We start from the raw sequence: 13,661 nt of genomic DNA, 5'->3' as shown, positions 1-13,661 counted from the left end.
TTCCGCCCGTCCGTCACGCCACGCCGAGGCGGCTCAGCGTCGGCAGCCGCAGCCGGGTGAATCGGTCGAACCGGGCGCGCAACTCCGCCAGATTCGCCTCCTCTCCGTCGAGCCGCGCGCCATCGCGCGACAGGGCGAGCCCATCGGCCGACAGCGCTTCCCAGGCGGTCGCCGCGGGGTCGGCGCCGCGGCGCCGGGCCAGCAGGAACAACGCCTCCAGCCGCGACACCGCGACGCCGGAGCCGAGAACGGGCGACGCCAGCGTGTCCAGCGTGTCGTCGCGGCGGTTGCGGTCCAGGATGGCGGCGTTGAAGCGGTCGGCCTGAAGCGCGCGCCCCGCCTGACCGGCCTCGGGCAGGGCGGGCGCCACAAGGGCCAGGCTGGTCAGGATCATCAGCGCGCGCAGCACGGCCTCCTCACCGTGGCGGGCCAGGGCGGGGAGGGCGGACAACTCCGCCAGCGTGGGCGTGCCGGCGGCGAGCGCCTCGGCCAATGGGCCGTGCAGGTCCTGGGGCAGAGGCACGCGCCCGACCGGGGCCAGAACCACCTCCGGCAGATCGTCGGGCGGCACCAGAAGGGCGAAGCGGGTGGCGCGCAGCCGCTCCCGCCGTTCCGCCGCCGTCAGCCGCTCCGCCCCCTTCACGAACAGGTCGCGGCGGAAGGCGCGGTTGGTCAGCAGGTCGCGCAAGGTCTCGCGGTAGGCCGGGTCGCGCGCCTCGGCCAGCAGGGGCAGGGCGTCCGGCGGCAGGGACAGCTCGTCCATCTGCTCCATCGGGACGGCGGGGCCGGCGAAGTCCAGCTTGGCCGCCGCCAGCTCCCGCGCCACGTCGGCGTGGTAGAAGGCGGTCCAGTCGCGGTTCAGATATTCGTGGGCGATGTAGTTGGGCGACTTGCGCTTCAGCGAATCCAGCCGCGCCGGCAGCGCGTCGGCCTGGGCGAACCAGCCGGCGTTCAGCGCGGTCAGGCGGCTGGCGAAGGCCACGGCCTCGTCGATCCGCTCCGGCAGCGGGCCGGTGCGGTCGGCGCAATGCTCGACCAGGACGCGGCGCAGCGGCATGTAGGCGAGCGTGCCGGGCAGGGCGTTGTAGCTGACGAAGACCAGCCCGCCGGGCTTCAGCCGCCGCTTCAGCATCTCGACCAGGATCGCCCGGTTTTCCGCGCTGACCCAGGACCAGACGCCGTGCAGCGTCACGATGTCCAGATCCTTGCCCCCGCCCTGGGCGTACTCGGCGAAGCTCTCCTCCAGGAAGGCGGCGTTGCCCAGCCCGGCCTCCGCGGCGAGCCGCTGGGCGCCGGCGATGTGGCCGGGGTTGAAGTCCACCGCCTCGAACCGGGCGTCGGGGTGGCAGCCGGCCAGGACGGCGCTGCTCACCCCATGGCCGCAGCCGATCTCCGCGCAGGCGAAGGACCCGGCGAGGTCCATCGGGGATCGCCAGCCGCGCAGGGTCAGCGCGAAGGACAGCAGCGCCGGCGACAGTTCCCGGTAGAAGGCGTGGATGTAGCCGATCCCGCCCACATAGCCCTCGGTCCAGCCCTGCATCGTCTCCACTCCTTCCATCCGCTGGGCAAGGGTGATAGCGCCGGGCTTGGCGGGCTGTCAAAGAAGGCGGCCAAAGAGGGCGGTTTTGAGGGGTGAATGCGGAGCCGGAACGAGCCCCGCAAAAAAATGCGATCCTATCCATTTTGGTATCGACAAGCCCCGGACCCTTCGCTATAAACCGCGCCACACCGGCCGGGACGACGGCTTGGCCGGACAGGAACCCTAGTCGATACGGTCAGGCACCCCCTGACGCAGAGACGAAGGATCCGGTGCCGGTGTGAACGAGAAGTGATGGGCGCATAGCTCAGTTGGTAGAGCAGCTGACTCTTAATCAGCGGGTCCAAGGTTCGAGTCCTTGTGCGCCCACCATCACTTTCCGGATCGAGAGGGATCGTTCCCAGGGCCCCTTTCACGCCGCCGGTTGTTTCAACATCCGGATGGGAATGGGCGCATAGCTCAGTTGGTAGAGCAGCTGACTCTTAATCAGCGGGTCCAAGGTTCGAGTCCTTGTGCGCCCACCATTCCCACCGACGGCGCGACAGAGATGCACACAAAAGGGCTGCCCTCGGGCGGCCCTTTGTGCGTTTGGGGCTTCGCTTGCGCGATCACGCCGGATCCGCGCCGGGGCGGCGGGGGACGAGCAGGTTCGCGGTCATTTGCTGGACGACCGCGCCGTCCTGGTTGAGCGTGGTGGTGCGCACCCGGGCGATGCCGCGGTCGGGGCGCTTGGCCGAGACGCGGACTTCCAGGATCTCGCTCTCGATGCGCAGCACGTCGCCGGGGCGGGTGGGCATGGGCCAGCGGATGTCCTCCACCCCCATCCCGACGAAGCCGCCGGCGAGTGCGCCGTTCCCCGTGACGATCATCCGCATGGTCAGCCCGGCGGTGTGCCAGCCGCTCGCCGCCAACCCACCGAAGACGCTGTCCCGTGCCGCCTCGGGGTCGAGATGGAAGGGTTGTGGGTCGAATTGCCGCGCGAAGGCGACGATGTCCTCCTCCGTCACGGTCACCGGCCCGCCGGTGAAGCGGTCGCCGGAGGTCAGATCGTCCAGATAGCGCATGGGGCTGTGAACTCCCGTCGAGGGTTGCCTAGCCGCCCAGCGTTAATCTTTGCGAGGCGGGAACGAAAGCGATACCTGCCACGCAAAAATTGCAAAGCTGCCGGGACGCAAAATGTCGGGACGGAAAACGCCCGCCGGATATGGGTCGGCCACAAAACAACGACGCCGCAGGGCGGGCCTGCGGCGGTCTGGTCCGGTCGGACGGCGCGCGAGGCGCTTATTCGGCGGCGGTGCTGGCCATGCGGCTGCGCACGGACGGCGGCGGCTGGTTCCCACGATAGTCCTGCAGCCGCGTGGCGCGCAGGCCCCGCATGCCGTGGCTGTCGATCAGCCGTTGCCAGGACAGGAACTCTTCTACGGACAGGGTGTAGCGGCGGCACGCCTCCTCGAGGCTGATCAGCCCCGAACGCACGCCGGCCACAACCTCCGCCTTGCGCCGCATCACCCAGCGCTTGGTGTCCGGAGGGGGAAGATCATTTTCTGTCATCGGCCGTCCTGCTGGACCGATGACCGACGCTCCACTGGAGCCATCGTCGCTCATTTCAAGCTCGCGAGATGACATGCGCGGACGCTCCACCATCAGCAGTGTATTCCACGATTTGGTGGTAACCTACCCCTTCTCCGCTTAACAAAAGCCTAAACGATAGGGTTAATGTTTTAAGCATAAAAGGCATGGCGCATTGGCCCACCCGGACCCATGCCCATGCCATTTTCCATGCGTTTGGACGACGCCTGTGAGGGTGAGGGCGAGACCCTCAGTACACCTTGGAAAGCTTGGAGAGCGGAACCTCGACGCTGCCGACGGAGACCACCGTCTCGCCTTCCTTGTTGGACCCGATGCCGCTGACCGTGCCGAAGGTGAAGGGGGTCGCCTTGATGATGTCGTCCTTCTTCTCGGACACCGGGGCGATGTTCAGTCGGTACTGGCCCGGCTGGACCGCGTTGCCGCCGTCGTCCTTGAAGTCCCAGTTCACCACATGCTTGATGCCCGCGGTGGTCTCCCCGGTCATCGACCGGACGACGCGGTTCTTGCTGTCCAGGATGTCCACCCGCACCGACTTGGCGGACTTCTCCAGCTCGTAGGCCAGCGGGGCCGCCGTCATGCCCTGGGTGTAGTCGAAGCTGTCGCCCTCGAAGGTGACGGTGCGGCCCAGATAGGCGAGGTTGGTCGAGTTGGTCGAGGCGTTCTGCAGCTTCAGCAGCTTGTCCAGGCGGCTGTTGGTCCCGATGTTCTGTTCCACGTTCGCGAAATCGACCAGCTGCTTGGTCATGTCGTTCGTGTCCATGGGCTTCAGCGGGTCCTGGTTCTGCATCTGCGTGGTCAGCAGCTTCAGGAAATGCTCGAAATTGTCGCCCAGCCCCTTCACCGCGGTGTCGAGCTTCTGCTCGTCGGCGGTCTTGGTGGTCTTGGTGGAGGTGTCGGTCTTCGTCTTGGTCTGGTTCAGGTTCCAGCTGCTGCCGTAGTCGGTGTTGGTGGTGGCCATGGTCGTCGTCCTTCGCTGGAATGGCTGCAGCTGGTTTGAATCAGGCTTGGATGTCGACGCGGCCGGGGGCCAGCGTCAGGGTGTAGGCGGCCTGCGCATCCTCCCCCTCGTCACCGCCGCCGCCGAAGCCGCGGCCTCGCCGGCCCGAGCCGCCTTGCCGTCCCGACTCCTGGAACGATTGGCCGCCTTCGCCGCGCAGGCTGAAGTTGAGGCTGTTGCTGTCCGCCTTCAGACCGGCGTCTTGCAAGGCGCGTTCCAGATTGCGGCTGTCGCGCTGCAGAAGTTCGAGGGTCTGGGCCTTTTCCACGGCGACCGACGCGGTGACCCGCCCGTCCTGGCCGATCTCCAGCTTGATGTCGATGCGGCCCAACTCGGCGGGGCGCAGGTTGATGGTGAACTGGTCATTGCCGTCCGACACGTTCCTGCTGATGTGGACGGCCACCTGTTCCTGCACGCCCATCGGCAGGCCGGCGGATCCGCGGGACGGGCGGAGCTGGGCGGTGGTCAGCCCCGTCTCGACGCCGCTCGCCGTGTGCACACCCTCGATCCCGGCGAAGACGGGGTGCGTCGGGGTGGTGGCGTGCGGGGAGCCATCGGCCGGCGGCGGCGCGTCCGCAGCCGCCGCGGCGGCGGTCAGGAACGCGCTTTGCCCGGCAGGCTTTGCCGGGTCGGCAACCGGTGCCTGGGGCGCCGGCGGCTGGGCCAGGGCGGCGTTGCCGTTCGGGTCCTGGTTTCCGCGGTTGCCGGCGTTGGCTCCGGCATCGCCGTCGGCACCGGTCCGGGTCGTGCTCTTGGCCTTGGCCGCGGCGAGATCGGTCAGGGTCTGCGGCAGCGGCGCGTTGTCGTCGTTCGGCAGGTCGGCGAGGGGGAGGGCGCCGGAGGGCAGCGCGTCGGCGGCCTGCGCCGGCTTGTCCCTGGCGGCGGCGTCCCTGGCCTCGGCGTGGGACGCGGGCACCTCGGTCGCCGGCCCGCCCGCCGGGACGGCCGGCACCGGCGCGACGTCCGCCAGCGCCGGAGGCGCTTCGGCGACCGGCTTGGCCGTGGCCTTCACGGATTCGTCGGTGGCGGCCTTGGCCTTTCCGTCCTGATGAGGAGCGGCGGTGGTGGCCAGGGCAGCGGCCAAAGCGGCTTCGGCGGCAGCGGCGTCAACGGCCGAAGGGGCTCCCGCGCCGTCCGGAGTCGGGGCGCCGGGGGGGTGGCCTCGGCCGGAGCCGCCGCATCGACCGCGCCGACGGCAGCGGCGTCATCATTCTTGTCGGTTTCGCCATCCGGTGTGCCGATGGCCACCGGGGCGACGGCCAGCGACAGGGCGGCCTGCATGTCGGTCAGGGTGCTGGACTGGTCGGCGGTGATCAACTCCACCGTGGTTTCGGTCACGGTGACGGTCAGGTCGAGGATCACGGCTTCACCGTTCCCATCCTCGGCCGCCTGATCGCCGGCGCCGTCCTGCATGGCGCCATCGCCCATGGCGCCGCTGGACTCCTCCGGTGGAGCCTCCTCCGCCGTGTCGGCCAAGGAGGCGGTGTCGACGGGCGTCGGCTTGGCGGAGCCGTCGTCCTGCGCCGCCTTGGCGCTGGCGGCCTTCGCGTCCTTCGCCGCGGCGTGGTCCGCGGCGGCGGCCTCCCGCCGTTCGGTGCGCGTCGCGTGGGCGGAGTCGCCGGCCTTGGCCGCATCGGACGCGCGGGCGTCCCTGCGGTCGGCGGCACGTTGGGCCTCGTCCTTGCGAGCCGCGCGGGCCTCGGCATGGGTCGTCGCTTCGGAGGCCTGGCGCGGCTTGGCGGGCTCCGCGCGGATGGGCTCGGGGCGGGACGGCGGGTCGCGCTCCGCGGCCTTGCGGTCGGCGGCCCTGTTGGCGGCCGCTTGGTCGGCGGCGCCCGCCGCGGCGTTGCGTCGGTCCTGCGCCGCGGTCTCCGCCTGGACCTGATCGCGCTTGCGGGTGGCGGCCTCGCTGATCAGCCGGTCCATCATGGAGGCGAACTTGTCGCTTCGCGGGGCCGTGTTCTGGCTGGAGGAGGACTGGCCCCTGACCAGGCTTTCGAACGCGGAGGGCGCGACGGTCGTTTGGATGGCCATGGAAGGGATTCCCCGAAGCGGACAGGTGCACCCCGTACGGAAGCAACTAACGGGCCAGTTTCAGTCCGGAGGCGGCCTGTCCGTTCGAGCCTCCGCGCCCGGCAGTTCCGTCCGCAAGGCGGCAATTTCCGCCGGGTGACCGGCGCTTCTTGCCGGACCCGGCAACGCCGAAGGGCCGCCCGGTCGGACGGCCCTTCCCGTGGATGTTGAGGGTGCCGACGCGGATCAGAGCCGGGTGTTCAGCGTGGCGGAGGTGGACGGCCCGTGGCTCGGCGTGACGTAGGTCGCGCGGGGCGGAACCGGGGCGGTGCCGTAGGCGGGGGTGGTGGTCTGCCGGGCGCGGTTGATGGCGCCGACCACCGTGTCCACCAGGATCTTCTGCGCCGCGCTGTTCCGGCGGAGCGCGTCGGCGTTGGCGGCGGACGCCTCGTACAGGCCGCGCGTCGCCTCGCGCAGCGCGGCCTTGGCCTCGTCGGGCAGGGCGGCCATGCCCTCGCGGTCCACGCGCAGCAGGCGCGACACCTCTTCATAGACCAGCATCATCGGCTGCTTCTCGCGCCCCAGCCGGGCCAGCTCGGCGCTGGTGCAGTGGCGCATCACCGCCTCGGTCTCGCGCGCCAGATGCGCGCTCAGCCGGTTCATCAGCTCGACCAGCGCGACCGCGCGCTCCTCCGCGTTCTTGGGCAGATTGGCGGCGGGAGCCTTGGACGGCTGCGGGAAACGGACGTCGACCTTATCCATGGTTGCCCTCCTGTGCGCGCAGAAGCTCGCGGTAAACCTGATCGGCGATGCCGAACCCGCCGCTGCGGGACACCTGCTTGCCGTATTCGTTGGTCAGCATGGAGCGGAACATCTCCTCGGCATGGCCGCCGCCGAAGGTCTGGTCGACCTCGATCCCGTCGAACATGTGGCCCAGCATCTGGGAGACGAAGACGCTCTCGAACTCGTTGGCGGACTGGCGGATCTTGGCGCGGATCGCCGGGTCCACCCTGCTCTCCGCGGACTTGGGATCGACCAGATCGGTCCGCACCGCCGTCCGGATCCCCGCCTGGGCGCCGGAGGGCGCGCCGTTCTGCGCACGCTCGGCGGCCGCGGGCAGGCGCGGGGGCGGAAGGCCGGGAAGGGAAAGCGTCGTATCCATCAGATCACCTCGATCTCCGCCTGCAGGGCTCCGGCGGCCTTGATCGACTGAAGGATGGCGATCATGTCCCGGGGACCCACGCCAAGCGCATTCAAGGATTGTACCAACTCCTGGAGCGTCACTCCGGAATTCATCACGGCGAGGCGGTTGTTGGACTGGTCGTCCACCTGGATGTCGGTGCGCGGCACCACCGCGGTCTGGCCTTGGCTGAAGGGGCCGGGCTGGCTGACCTGCGGCGTCTCGGTGACGCGGATCGTCAGGTTGCCTTGGGCGATGGCGACGGTGGAGATGCGGACGTTCTCGCCCATCACGATCACGCCGGACTTCTCGTCCACCACCACCCGGGCGACCTGATCGGGGGTGACGCGGAGCTGCTCGATCTCGGTGATCAGGCCGACGATGTCGCCGCGCCGCGCCTCCGGAACGCTCAGCAGGACCGAGGACGGGTCGGTGGCCTGCGCCCGATTGCCGCGGAGCTGGATGTTGATGGCGGTGGCCACGCGCTGGGCGGTGGTGAAGTCCGGGTTGCGCAGCGACAGGCGCAGCACCGGCAGCTCGGCCAGCGAGAACTGGATCTCGCGCTCGACGATGGCGCCCGAAGAGATGCGGCCCGAGGTGGGGACGCCGCGGGTTACGCTGGCCCCCTGGCCCTGGGCGGAGAAGCCGGACACCGCGATCGGCCCCTGGGCCACGGCGTAGACCTCGCCGTCGGCGCCCAGCAGCGGGGTGACCAGCAGCGTGCCGCCGAGCAGGCTCTTCGAATCGCCCATCGCCGACACGGTGGCGTCGATGCGCGTGCCCTGGGCCGAGTAGGGCGGCAGGGTCGCCGTCACCATCACCGCCGCCACGTTCTTGGTGCGCAGGTTGGTGCCGCGGGTGTTGACGCCCATGCGCTCCAGCATGCCGACCAGGCTCTGCTCGGTGAAGGGCGAGTTGTTGAGGCTGTCGCCCGTGCCGTTCAGGCCGACCACCAGCCCATAGCCGATCAGCATGTTGTCGCGCACGCCCTCGACGTCCACCACGTCCTTGATCCGCGCCGAGGAGGCCGAGGCCGGGCCCGACAGCGCCAGCAGCGCCGCGGCGAGTGCCGCCAGCATCGCGACCGCGCGCAGCACGAGAGCGGCACGCGGCATCATGGCACGGGGCAGGGCGGTGGCGGTCATGGCGGGGACACTCCTCAACGGCTGTCCCTTCCTATACAAACGGCGTGCCAGAGCCGCGGACGGCAGGCGAAGGGCAGGATCGGCAAGGGGAAGCGGCGGCGCCGGATGAAAAGGCCGGAAATTGGCACCGCGTCCGACCGCTTTATGTCACGGAAGCGGGGCAATTTTTGCCCGATTGCGGCAAACCTTGACCGGATGTTAAGGTGCTTCCATCTAGAGTATCGCGCTTTTCCGAAACCGGTTGCACGGAACATGAAAGTCGAAGGCCCCGGAAAACTTCGCGGCAGCAGCTCGGTCCGGCGCACGGGGAAGGCCGAAGGCTCGTCCGGTGCGTCCTTTTCCAAGCAGCTCGTCGGCGAGACCAACAGCGCCCAGGGCGTCCACGCCGCGGCGCCGCTGGCCGGCATCGCCAGCGTGCTGGCGTTGCAGGAGGTGGACGACGCCACGGCCCGCGCCTCGCGCGGCAAGATGCGCGCCGAGGAGATGCTCGACAAGCTGGAGGAGATCCAGCACGGGCTTCTCGCCGGCACACTCCCGGCGCAGAAGCTGATGGACCTCGTGAAGGTGGTGCAGTCGCGCCGCGTCCATGTGGACGATCCGCGGCTGGCCGACATCCTCGATCAGATCGATCTGCGCGCCCAGGTCGAGCTGGCGAAGCTCGCCCCCTGAGCGCCTTTTCCGGCTTCGCCGCCCGCGGCCCCGGTCCTAGGACCGGCTTTTCGGCATCGGCCATACGGTCATCGCCGAGCGTTTCACAAAACTTTGCTTCTCCAAGGGCTTGTTCGCGCTTCGATAGGCGAAGCGCAGGGTTGCGGTTGCCGATGCGCCTACCTATACTCCGCGCCGCCCGGATCACCCTTTTGCGTTGGATGCTCTCGGATGTCGTCTCCGCTTCTGCCTAAGAACTACACCCCGTCGGAAGACGAGGAGTTCATGAATCCCGTGATGCGGGAATATTTCCGCCAGAAGCTGCTGCGCTGGCGCGCGGAGCTGCTGGCCGAATCCAGCGAGACCCTGAGCAGCCTTCAGGAAGGCGGCATCCAGGAACCGGACATCGCCGACCGCGCGTCGGCGGAGACCGACCGGGCGCTGGAACTCCGCACCCGCGACCGCGAGCGCAAGCTGATCTCCAAGATCGACGCGGCGCTGGAGCGGTTGCAGGATGGCTCCTACGGCTATTGCGAGGAAACGGGGGAGCCCATCTCCGTCCGCCGCCTCGACGCCCGTCCCATCGCGACGCTGAGCCTGGAAGCCCAGGAGCGGCACGAGCGCATGGAGCGCACCCAGCGCGACGACTGACGCGGCGGTTGCCCGCGTCATTGGCCGCGCCTTGGACAGGCCCCCTCCGATCCCGGCGGGGGTTTTTGTCCGTGAGGGGGCGTGTCGCGGCGGTCATCACCGTCGGACCGGCCGCACGCCCGGCGGCATCCTGGCTGAGGGTCAAGGGCTGAGGAATGGGCGGCCCGCCCCTCTGTCGGAGCTTGGTTCGCTCGGGCCGGCCGCGAGCCCGCTGCAATGAGCCGTCAAACTACCGGTCCCGGCCGGTCCCGGCCAGCCTGGGAAACGGCTTGCCACTCCCTGCCGTCCCCACCACAAAAAGACGAACGTCTTCCGATGACGCCTCGCCCTTCGGTGTGGCGCTTTTGCGCGCGGACGTCCTGACGCGGACCGATGCAATGCGGGCGCCGGTAGGCGGGGGCAGGCCCGCGGTGACGGGACGCCGATGGGGGCGGGAAGGGGGAGGCAGGAACGGCGCGGCAAATCCGGCCGGGCTGCAGAAACTGCCCGATCGCAGTGTGTGGGGAAACGGCCGAGGGCCCCCGCCCATCGCTCCGGAAGGGATTGGTGTCCCTTCCACATCGATGTGCCGTTGCGTTCCGGCCCAGCGTTCCTGGACCGTCCTCAGAAGGGCATGATGATGTCGAAGAGCTGCTGGCCGTAGCGCGGCTGCTGCACGTCGGTGATCTGACCACGCCCACCGTAGGAGATGCGGGCCTCGGCAACCTTCTCGTAGCTGATGGTGTTCTGCGCGGTGATGTCCTCGGGCCGGATCACGCCGGTGATGATGAGGTCGCGCACCTCGTAGTTCACGCGGACCTCCTGCCGGCCTTGGATGACCATGTTGCCGTTGGGCAGGCTCTGGGTGACCAGGGCGGCCACCTTCAGGGTGATCTGCTCCTTGCGGTTGATGGCGCCCTTGCCGTCGTTGGAGGTCGAGCTGGAAAGGTCCAGCAGGCTGTCGGCGCTCACCCCGTCGGGCAGCGCGCGCTGCAGGGCCTTGCCTTCGAAGCCGAGGAAGCTCGGCATGCCGGCCTTCTCGGAATTGCCGCGGGTGCGGGTGGTCTGGTTGTTGAGCTGGGCCTGATCGTTGATCTGGATGTCCACGGTCAGCAGGTCGCCGACCTTGGACGCGCGCTGGTCCTTGAAGAAGGCCTTGGCGCCGGTCCGCCACAGGGAGTTCGGGTTGCGCTCCGTCGGCAGCGGGGTGGGCATCGGCAGGCTGACCGGCTGGTAGCCGGGCTGGGCCTGCGGGTCCTTGATCTTGGTGAGTTCCGGAGCGGAGCCGATGTCCGCCACGCGCGACATGGCGTTGCAGGCGGGGAGGCCGGCGGCGACGGCGGCGAGCAGAGCGAAGCGGAAAGCCGTGCGGGCGGTGTTGGTGGGGGCGGGCATCTTGAAGGCGCGCATGGAGCTTTCTCCTTACTTCGCAATGACGCCGGGCTTTGCCACGGCGACGATGTTGGGGCCGGCGACGGTCGCTTCGAGGATGCGGTTCGACTGGGTGTTGATGACGCGGATCACGTCGCCCCGGCCACCGTCCTGCAGGGCCTTGCCCTGGGCCGACAGGGTCAGGTTCTCGGTGGCCAGCGTGATGGTGACCAGCGCGCCCTTGTCCACGACCCGCGGCGACTGCAGGTCGCGCAGCCGGACCGGCTGGTTCACCGGGACGCCGCGCCGCGGCGTCAGGCCGATGAGCTGGGCGTCGGTGGCGGCGATGTCGCTGCCGGCGAGGTCGGCGCGCACGTCCTGCCAATCCACGTCGCCGGGGCCGATCACGTCGCCGGGCGCGATGCGCCGCGACAGGACCGGCACCTGGACCACGCCGTAGGCGCGGCCCGACACCGGGAGGCGCACGGCCGGGCGGGTGTCGGCCACGATCACCTCCGCGGCGAAGCGGCCCTGCGCCGGGTTGTAGTAAAGGTTCTCCACCGTCAGGCTGCCGGCGCCCGCCGGGGCGCGTAGTTCCACCGCCCGGTTGTCCAGCTCCATCTGCAGGCGTCCCGTGGTGATCTGGCGGGACAGCGCGTCGGACAGCACCGCCTCGACATGGGCCGGGCTGTAGACGACCGCCTGCGCCGCCGGCGAGGCGGCGCCGTCCATCGTCTGGGCGAGGGCCGTCCGGGCAATGACCGTCTGGCCGCCGGCGAGGGCGGCGGCGAGAAGGGCGGCGGTGCCGAGGATGCGCAGGGCGGGGCGGGGCATGGCGGGACTTCCTTGCAAAGACGAGCCTTACGGCGGTGCCGAAATCAGCGGAGCTGCGAAGCCTGCTGCATCATCTCGTCGGTGGTCTTGATGACCTTGGAGTTCATCTCGTAGGCGCGCTGGGCCGAGATCAGGGTGGTGATCTCCTGCACGATGTTGACGTTGGAGGTCTCCAGCGCGCCCTGCACCACGCGGCCGAAGCCGGGGGCGCCGGGGTTGCCGCCGACCGCCTCGCCCGACGCGCCGGTCTGCAGGAACAGGTTGTCGCCGACGGCCTCCAGGCCGGCCGCGTTGGCGAAGGTGGCGAGCTGGAGCTGGCCGACATTCTGCTGGGCCACCTGGCCGTCCAGCTTCACCATCACCTCGCCCGAGGCGTTGATGGCGACGTCCACCGCTTCCGCCGGGATGGTGATCGCCGGCTGCACCGGATAGCCGTCGGCGGTGACGATGATGCCCTCCGGGGACAGCTTGAAATTGCCGGCGCGGGTGTAGGCCGTGTCGCCGCTGGGGAGCTGCACCTGGAAATAGCCGGAGCCGTTGACGGCGACGTCCAGCTTGTTGTCGGTGACGGTCAGGTTGCCCTGCTCCAGCACGCGGGCCACCGCGGCGACGCGCACGCCCGCACCCACCTGCACGCCGGTCGGCACGATGGTGCCGGCGTCCGACGAGGTGGAGCCGATGCGGCGGAAGTTCTGGTAGAGCAGATCCTGGAACTCGGCCCGCTGCTTCTTGAAGCCGGTCGTCGTCGCGTTGGCGATGTTGTTCGAGATGGTTTCGACGTTCAGCTGCTGGGCGATCATGCCGGTGGCGCCGATGGCGAGGCTGCGCATGGTTCTTGCTCCTTTACGCGGTCGATCAGGCCGTGCGGCCCAGCTTCTGGATGGCGCTGCGGATGCGCTCGTGCTCGTTCTCGATCAGCTTCTGGTTCGACTGGTACTGGCGCTGGATTTCGATCAGCGCCGTCATCTCGACCACCGGCTTCACGTTGGAATTCTCTAGCATTCCCTGTGCCACCTTCGTGTCGGCGGGGGCCGCCTGCGGCTCCTCGTCGCTGACGTAGAGGCCGGCGCCGACCTCGGTCATCAGCTGCTCGTTGCGGAAGGTGACGATGTTCAGGCGGCCGACCTGCCCCAGCTCGGTGGAGACGGTGCCGTCGCCGGACACCATGATGTCCTTGGTGCCGTTCGGGATGGCGAGCGGCTGGCCGTTGTCGCCCAGCACCGGCAGGCCGCCGCCGTCGACGATCTGGCGCTGGTCGTTCAGGCGGAAGTTGCCGGCGCGGGTGTAGCGCGGGCCGCTCGCCGTATCGACCGTGAAGTAGCCGTGGCCGGTCAGCGCCAGATCCAGCGGGTTGCCGGTCTGCATCATGCCGCCCGCCGAGAGGTCGCGCACCACGGCGCGGTCCTGCACGAAGCTGATCTGCTCGTGCATGCCCGGCCGCTCCAGGAACTCCGTGAACAGCATGCGCTGCTGCTTGAAGCCCGTGGTGTTCATGTTCGCGATGTTGTTCGAGATCACGTCCAACTGGCGGCGCAGGGTCATCTGACGCGACAGGGACACGTAGATCGGGTTTTCCATCGGCGGCCTCTTCCATTCCGGCCGGGGGAGCGTTCCGACCGGCGCAAATGGCAATGCACGGCGCGTGCCAGGATGGATGACGGCTGGAAGCGCGGCGTAGGAGGTCGCCGCCGCCGCCGGGGAATCCCCTGCCGGGCA

The 13,661-nt window shown here is 69.3% G+C and carries 15 protein-coding genes and 2 tRNA genes; 4 read left to right on the top strand and 13 right to left on the bottom strand.

Annotated elements, in window-relative coordinates:
* Positions 1–13: 13 nt before the first annotated feature.
* Complete coding sequence (locus D3869_RS03710) at positions 14–1,540, bottom strand: class I SAM-dependent methyltransferase (protein WP_137138996.1); 1,527 nt, start codon at positions 1,538–1,540, stop codon at positions 14–16.
* Between the two features lie 293 nt (positions 1,541–1,833).
* Here D3869_RS03710 and D3869_RS03705 point away from each other — a divergent pair.
* Both D3869_RS03705 and D3869_RS03700 read left to right on the top strand, forming a co-directional pair.
* A tRNA-Lys gene (locus D3869_RS03705) sits at positions 1,834–1,909 on the top strand.
* Positions 1,910–1,985: 76 nt separating this feature from the next.
* Positions 1,986–2,061, top strand: a tRNA-Lys gene (locus tag D3869_RS03700).
* Between the two features lie 84 nt (positions 2,062–2,145).
* Here the strand turns inward: D3869_RS03700 and D3869_RS03695 are convergent.
* From D3869_RS03695 to D3869_RS03660, 8 genes are all read right to left on the bottom strand, one after another.
* Positions 2,146–2,601, bottom strand: coding sequence for a MaoC family dehydratase (locus D3869_RS03695; protein WP_137138995.1), 456 nt, complete (start codon positions 2,599–2,601; stop codon positions 2,146–2,148).
* A 217-nt stretch (positions 2,602–2,818) separates the two neighbouring features.
* Positions 2,819–3,142, bottom strand: a complete 324-nt coding sequence (locus D3869_RS03690; RefSeq protein WP_051657784.1) for a DUF1153 domain-containing protein — start codon at positions 3,140–3,142, stop codon at positions 2,819–2,821.
* Between the two features lie 214 nt (positions 3,143–3,356).
* Positions 3,357–4,085 carry a flagellar hook assembly protein FlgD gene (locus D3869_RS03685; RefSeq protein ID WP_137138994.1) on the bottom strand — a complete coding sequence of 243 codons (729 nt, stop codon included), beginning with the start codon at positions 4,083–4,085 and terminating at the stop codon, positions 3,357–3,359.
* Positions 4,086–4,125: 40 nt separating this feature from the next.
* Positions 4,126–5,208: a flagellar hook-length control protein FliK gene (locus D3869_RS03680; protein WP_137138993.1), complete on the bottom strand. Its 1,083-nt coding sequence runs from the start codon at positions 5,206–5,208 to the stop codon at positions 4,126–4,128.
* Complete coding sequence (locus D3869_RS03675; RefSeq protein ID WP_137138992.1) at positions 5,133–6,158, bottom strand: hypothetical protein; 1,026 nt, start codon at positions 6,156–6,158, stop codon at positions 5,133–5,135. The genes D3869_RS03680 and D3869_RS03675 overlap by 76 nt, the downstream gene beginning before the upstream one ends.
* 225 nt (positions 6,159–6,383) lie before the next feature.
* Complete coding sequence (locus tag D3869_RS03670; RefSeq protein WP_114857541.1) at positions 6,384–6,899, bottom strand: flagellar basal-body protein; 516 nt, start codon at positions 6,897–6,899, stop codon at positions 6,384–6,386.
* Positions 6,892–7,299 (bottom strand): rod-binding protein, encoded by a 408-nt coding sequence (locus D3869_RS03665; RefSeq protein WP_137138991.1) that lies wholly within the window; start codon positions 7,297–7,299, stop codon positions 6,892–6,894. The genes D3869_RS03670 and D3869_RS03665 overlap by 8 nt, the downstream gene beginning before the upstream one ends.
* Positions 7,299–8,462 carry a flagellar basal body P-ring protein FlgI gene (locus D3869_RS03660; protein WP_349017874.1) on the bottom strand — a complete coding sequence of 388 codons (1,164 nt, stop codon included), beginning with the start codon at positions 8,460–8,462 and terminating at the stop codon, positions 7,299–7,301. The genes D3869_RS03665 and D3869_RS03660 overlap by 1 nt, the downstream gene beginning before the upstream one ends.
* A 252-nt stretch (positions 8,463–8,714) precedes the next feature.
* Between D3869_RS03660 and D3869_RS03655 the strand changes: the two genes are divergently transcribed.
* Both D3869_RS03655 and dksA read left to right on the top strand, forming a co-directional pair.
* A complete protein-coding gene (locus D3869_RS03655; protein WP_137138990.1) occupies positions 8,715–9,131 on the top strand; it encodes a flagellar assembly protein FliX in 417 nt (138 codons plus the stop codon).
* A 210-nt stretch (positions 9,132–9,341) separates the two neighbouring features.
* Positions 9,342–9,761, top strand: coding sequence for an RNA polymerase-binding protein DksA (gene dksA / locus D3869_RS03650; protein WP_035675009.1), 420 nt, complete (start codon positions 9,342–9,344; stop codon positions 9,759–9,761).
* Between the two features lie 603 nt (positions 9,762–10,364).
* On the opposite strand, the gene flgH is transcribed toward dksA, so the two are convergent.
* From flgH to flgF, 4 genes are read right to left on the bottom strand one after another with little or no spacing between them, the layout of a single operon-like run.
* The gene (flgH, locus tag D3869_RS03645) at positions 10,365–11,150 is read right to left on the bottom strand and encodes a flagellar basal body L-ring protein FlgH (RefSeq protein ID WP_247895708.1); all 786 of its coding nucleotides are present in this window, start codon (positions 11,148–11,150) and stop codon (positions 10,365–10,367) included.
* A 12-nt stretch (positions 11,151–11,162) separates the two neighbouring features.
* Positions 11,163–11,945, bottom strand: coding sequence for a flagellar basal body P-ring formation chaperone FlgA (gene flgA, locus D3869_RS03640; RefSeq protein WP_137138989.1), 783 nt, complete (start codon positions 11,943–11,945; stop codon positions 11,163–11,165).
* Between the two features lie 44 nt (positions 11,946–11,989).
* Positions 11,990–12,775 (bottom strand): flagellar basal-body rod protein FlgG, encoded by a 786-nt coding sequence (gene flgG / locus D3869_RS03635; RefSeq protein WP_014240989.1) that lies wholly within the window; start codon positions 12,773–12,775, stop codon positions 11,990–11,992.
* Positions 12,776–12,800: 25 nt separating this feature from the next.
* Positions 12,801–13,523: a flagellar basal-body rod protein FlgF gene (gene flgF / locus D3869_RS03630; RefSeq protein WP_137138988.1), complete on the bottom strand. Its 723-nt coding sequence runs from the start codon at positions 13,521–13,523 to the stop codon at positions 12,801–12,803.
* Positions 13,524–13,661: the final 138 nt, after the last annotated feature.

The organism is Azospirillum brasilense (assembly GCF_005222205.1).
Classification (GTDB): domain Bacteria; phylum Pseudomonadota; class Alphaproteobacteria; order Azospirillales; family Azospirillaceae; genus Azospirillum; species Azospirillum brasilense_G.
Note: the sequence above shows the minus strand (reverse complement) of the source record. Positions and strands in the feature narration are given on the sequence as shown.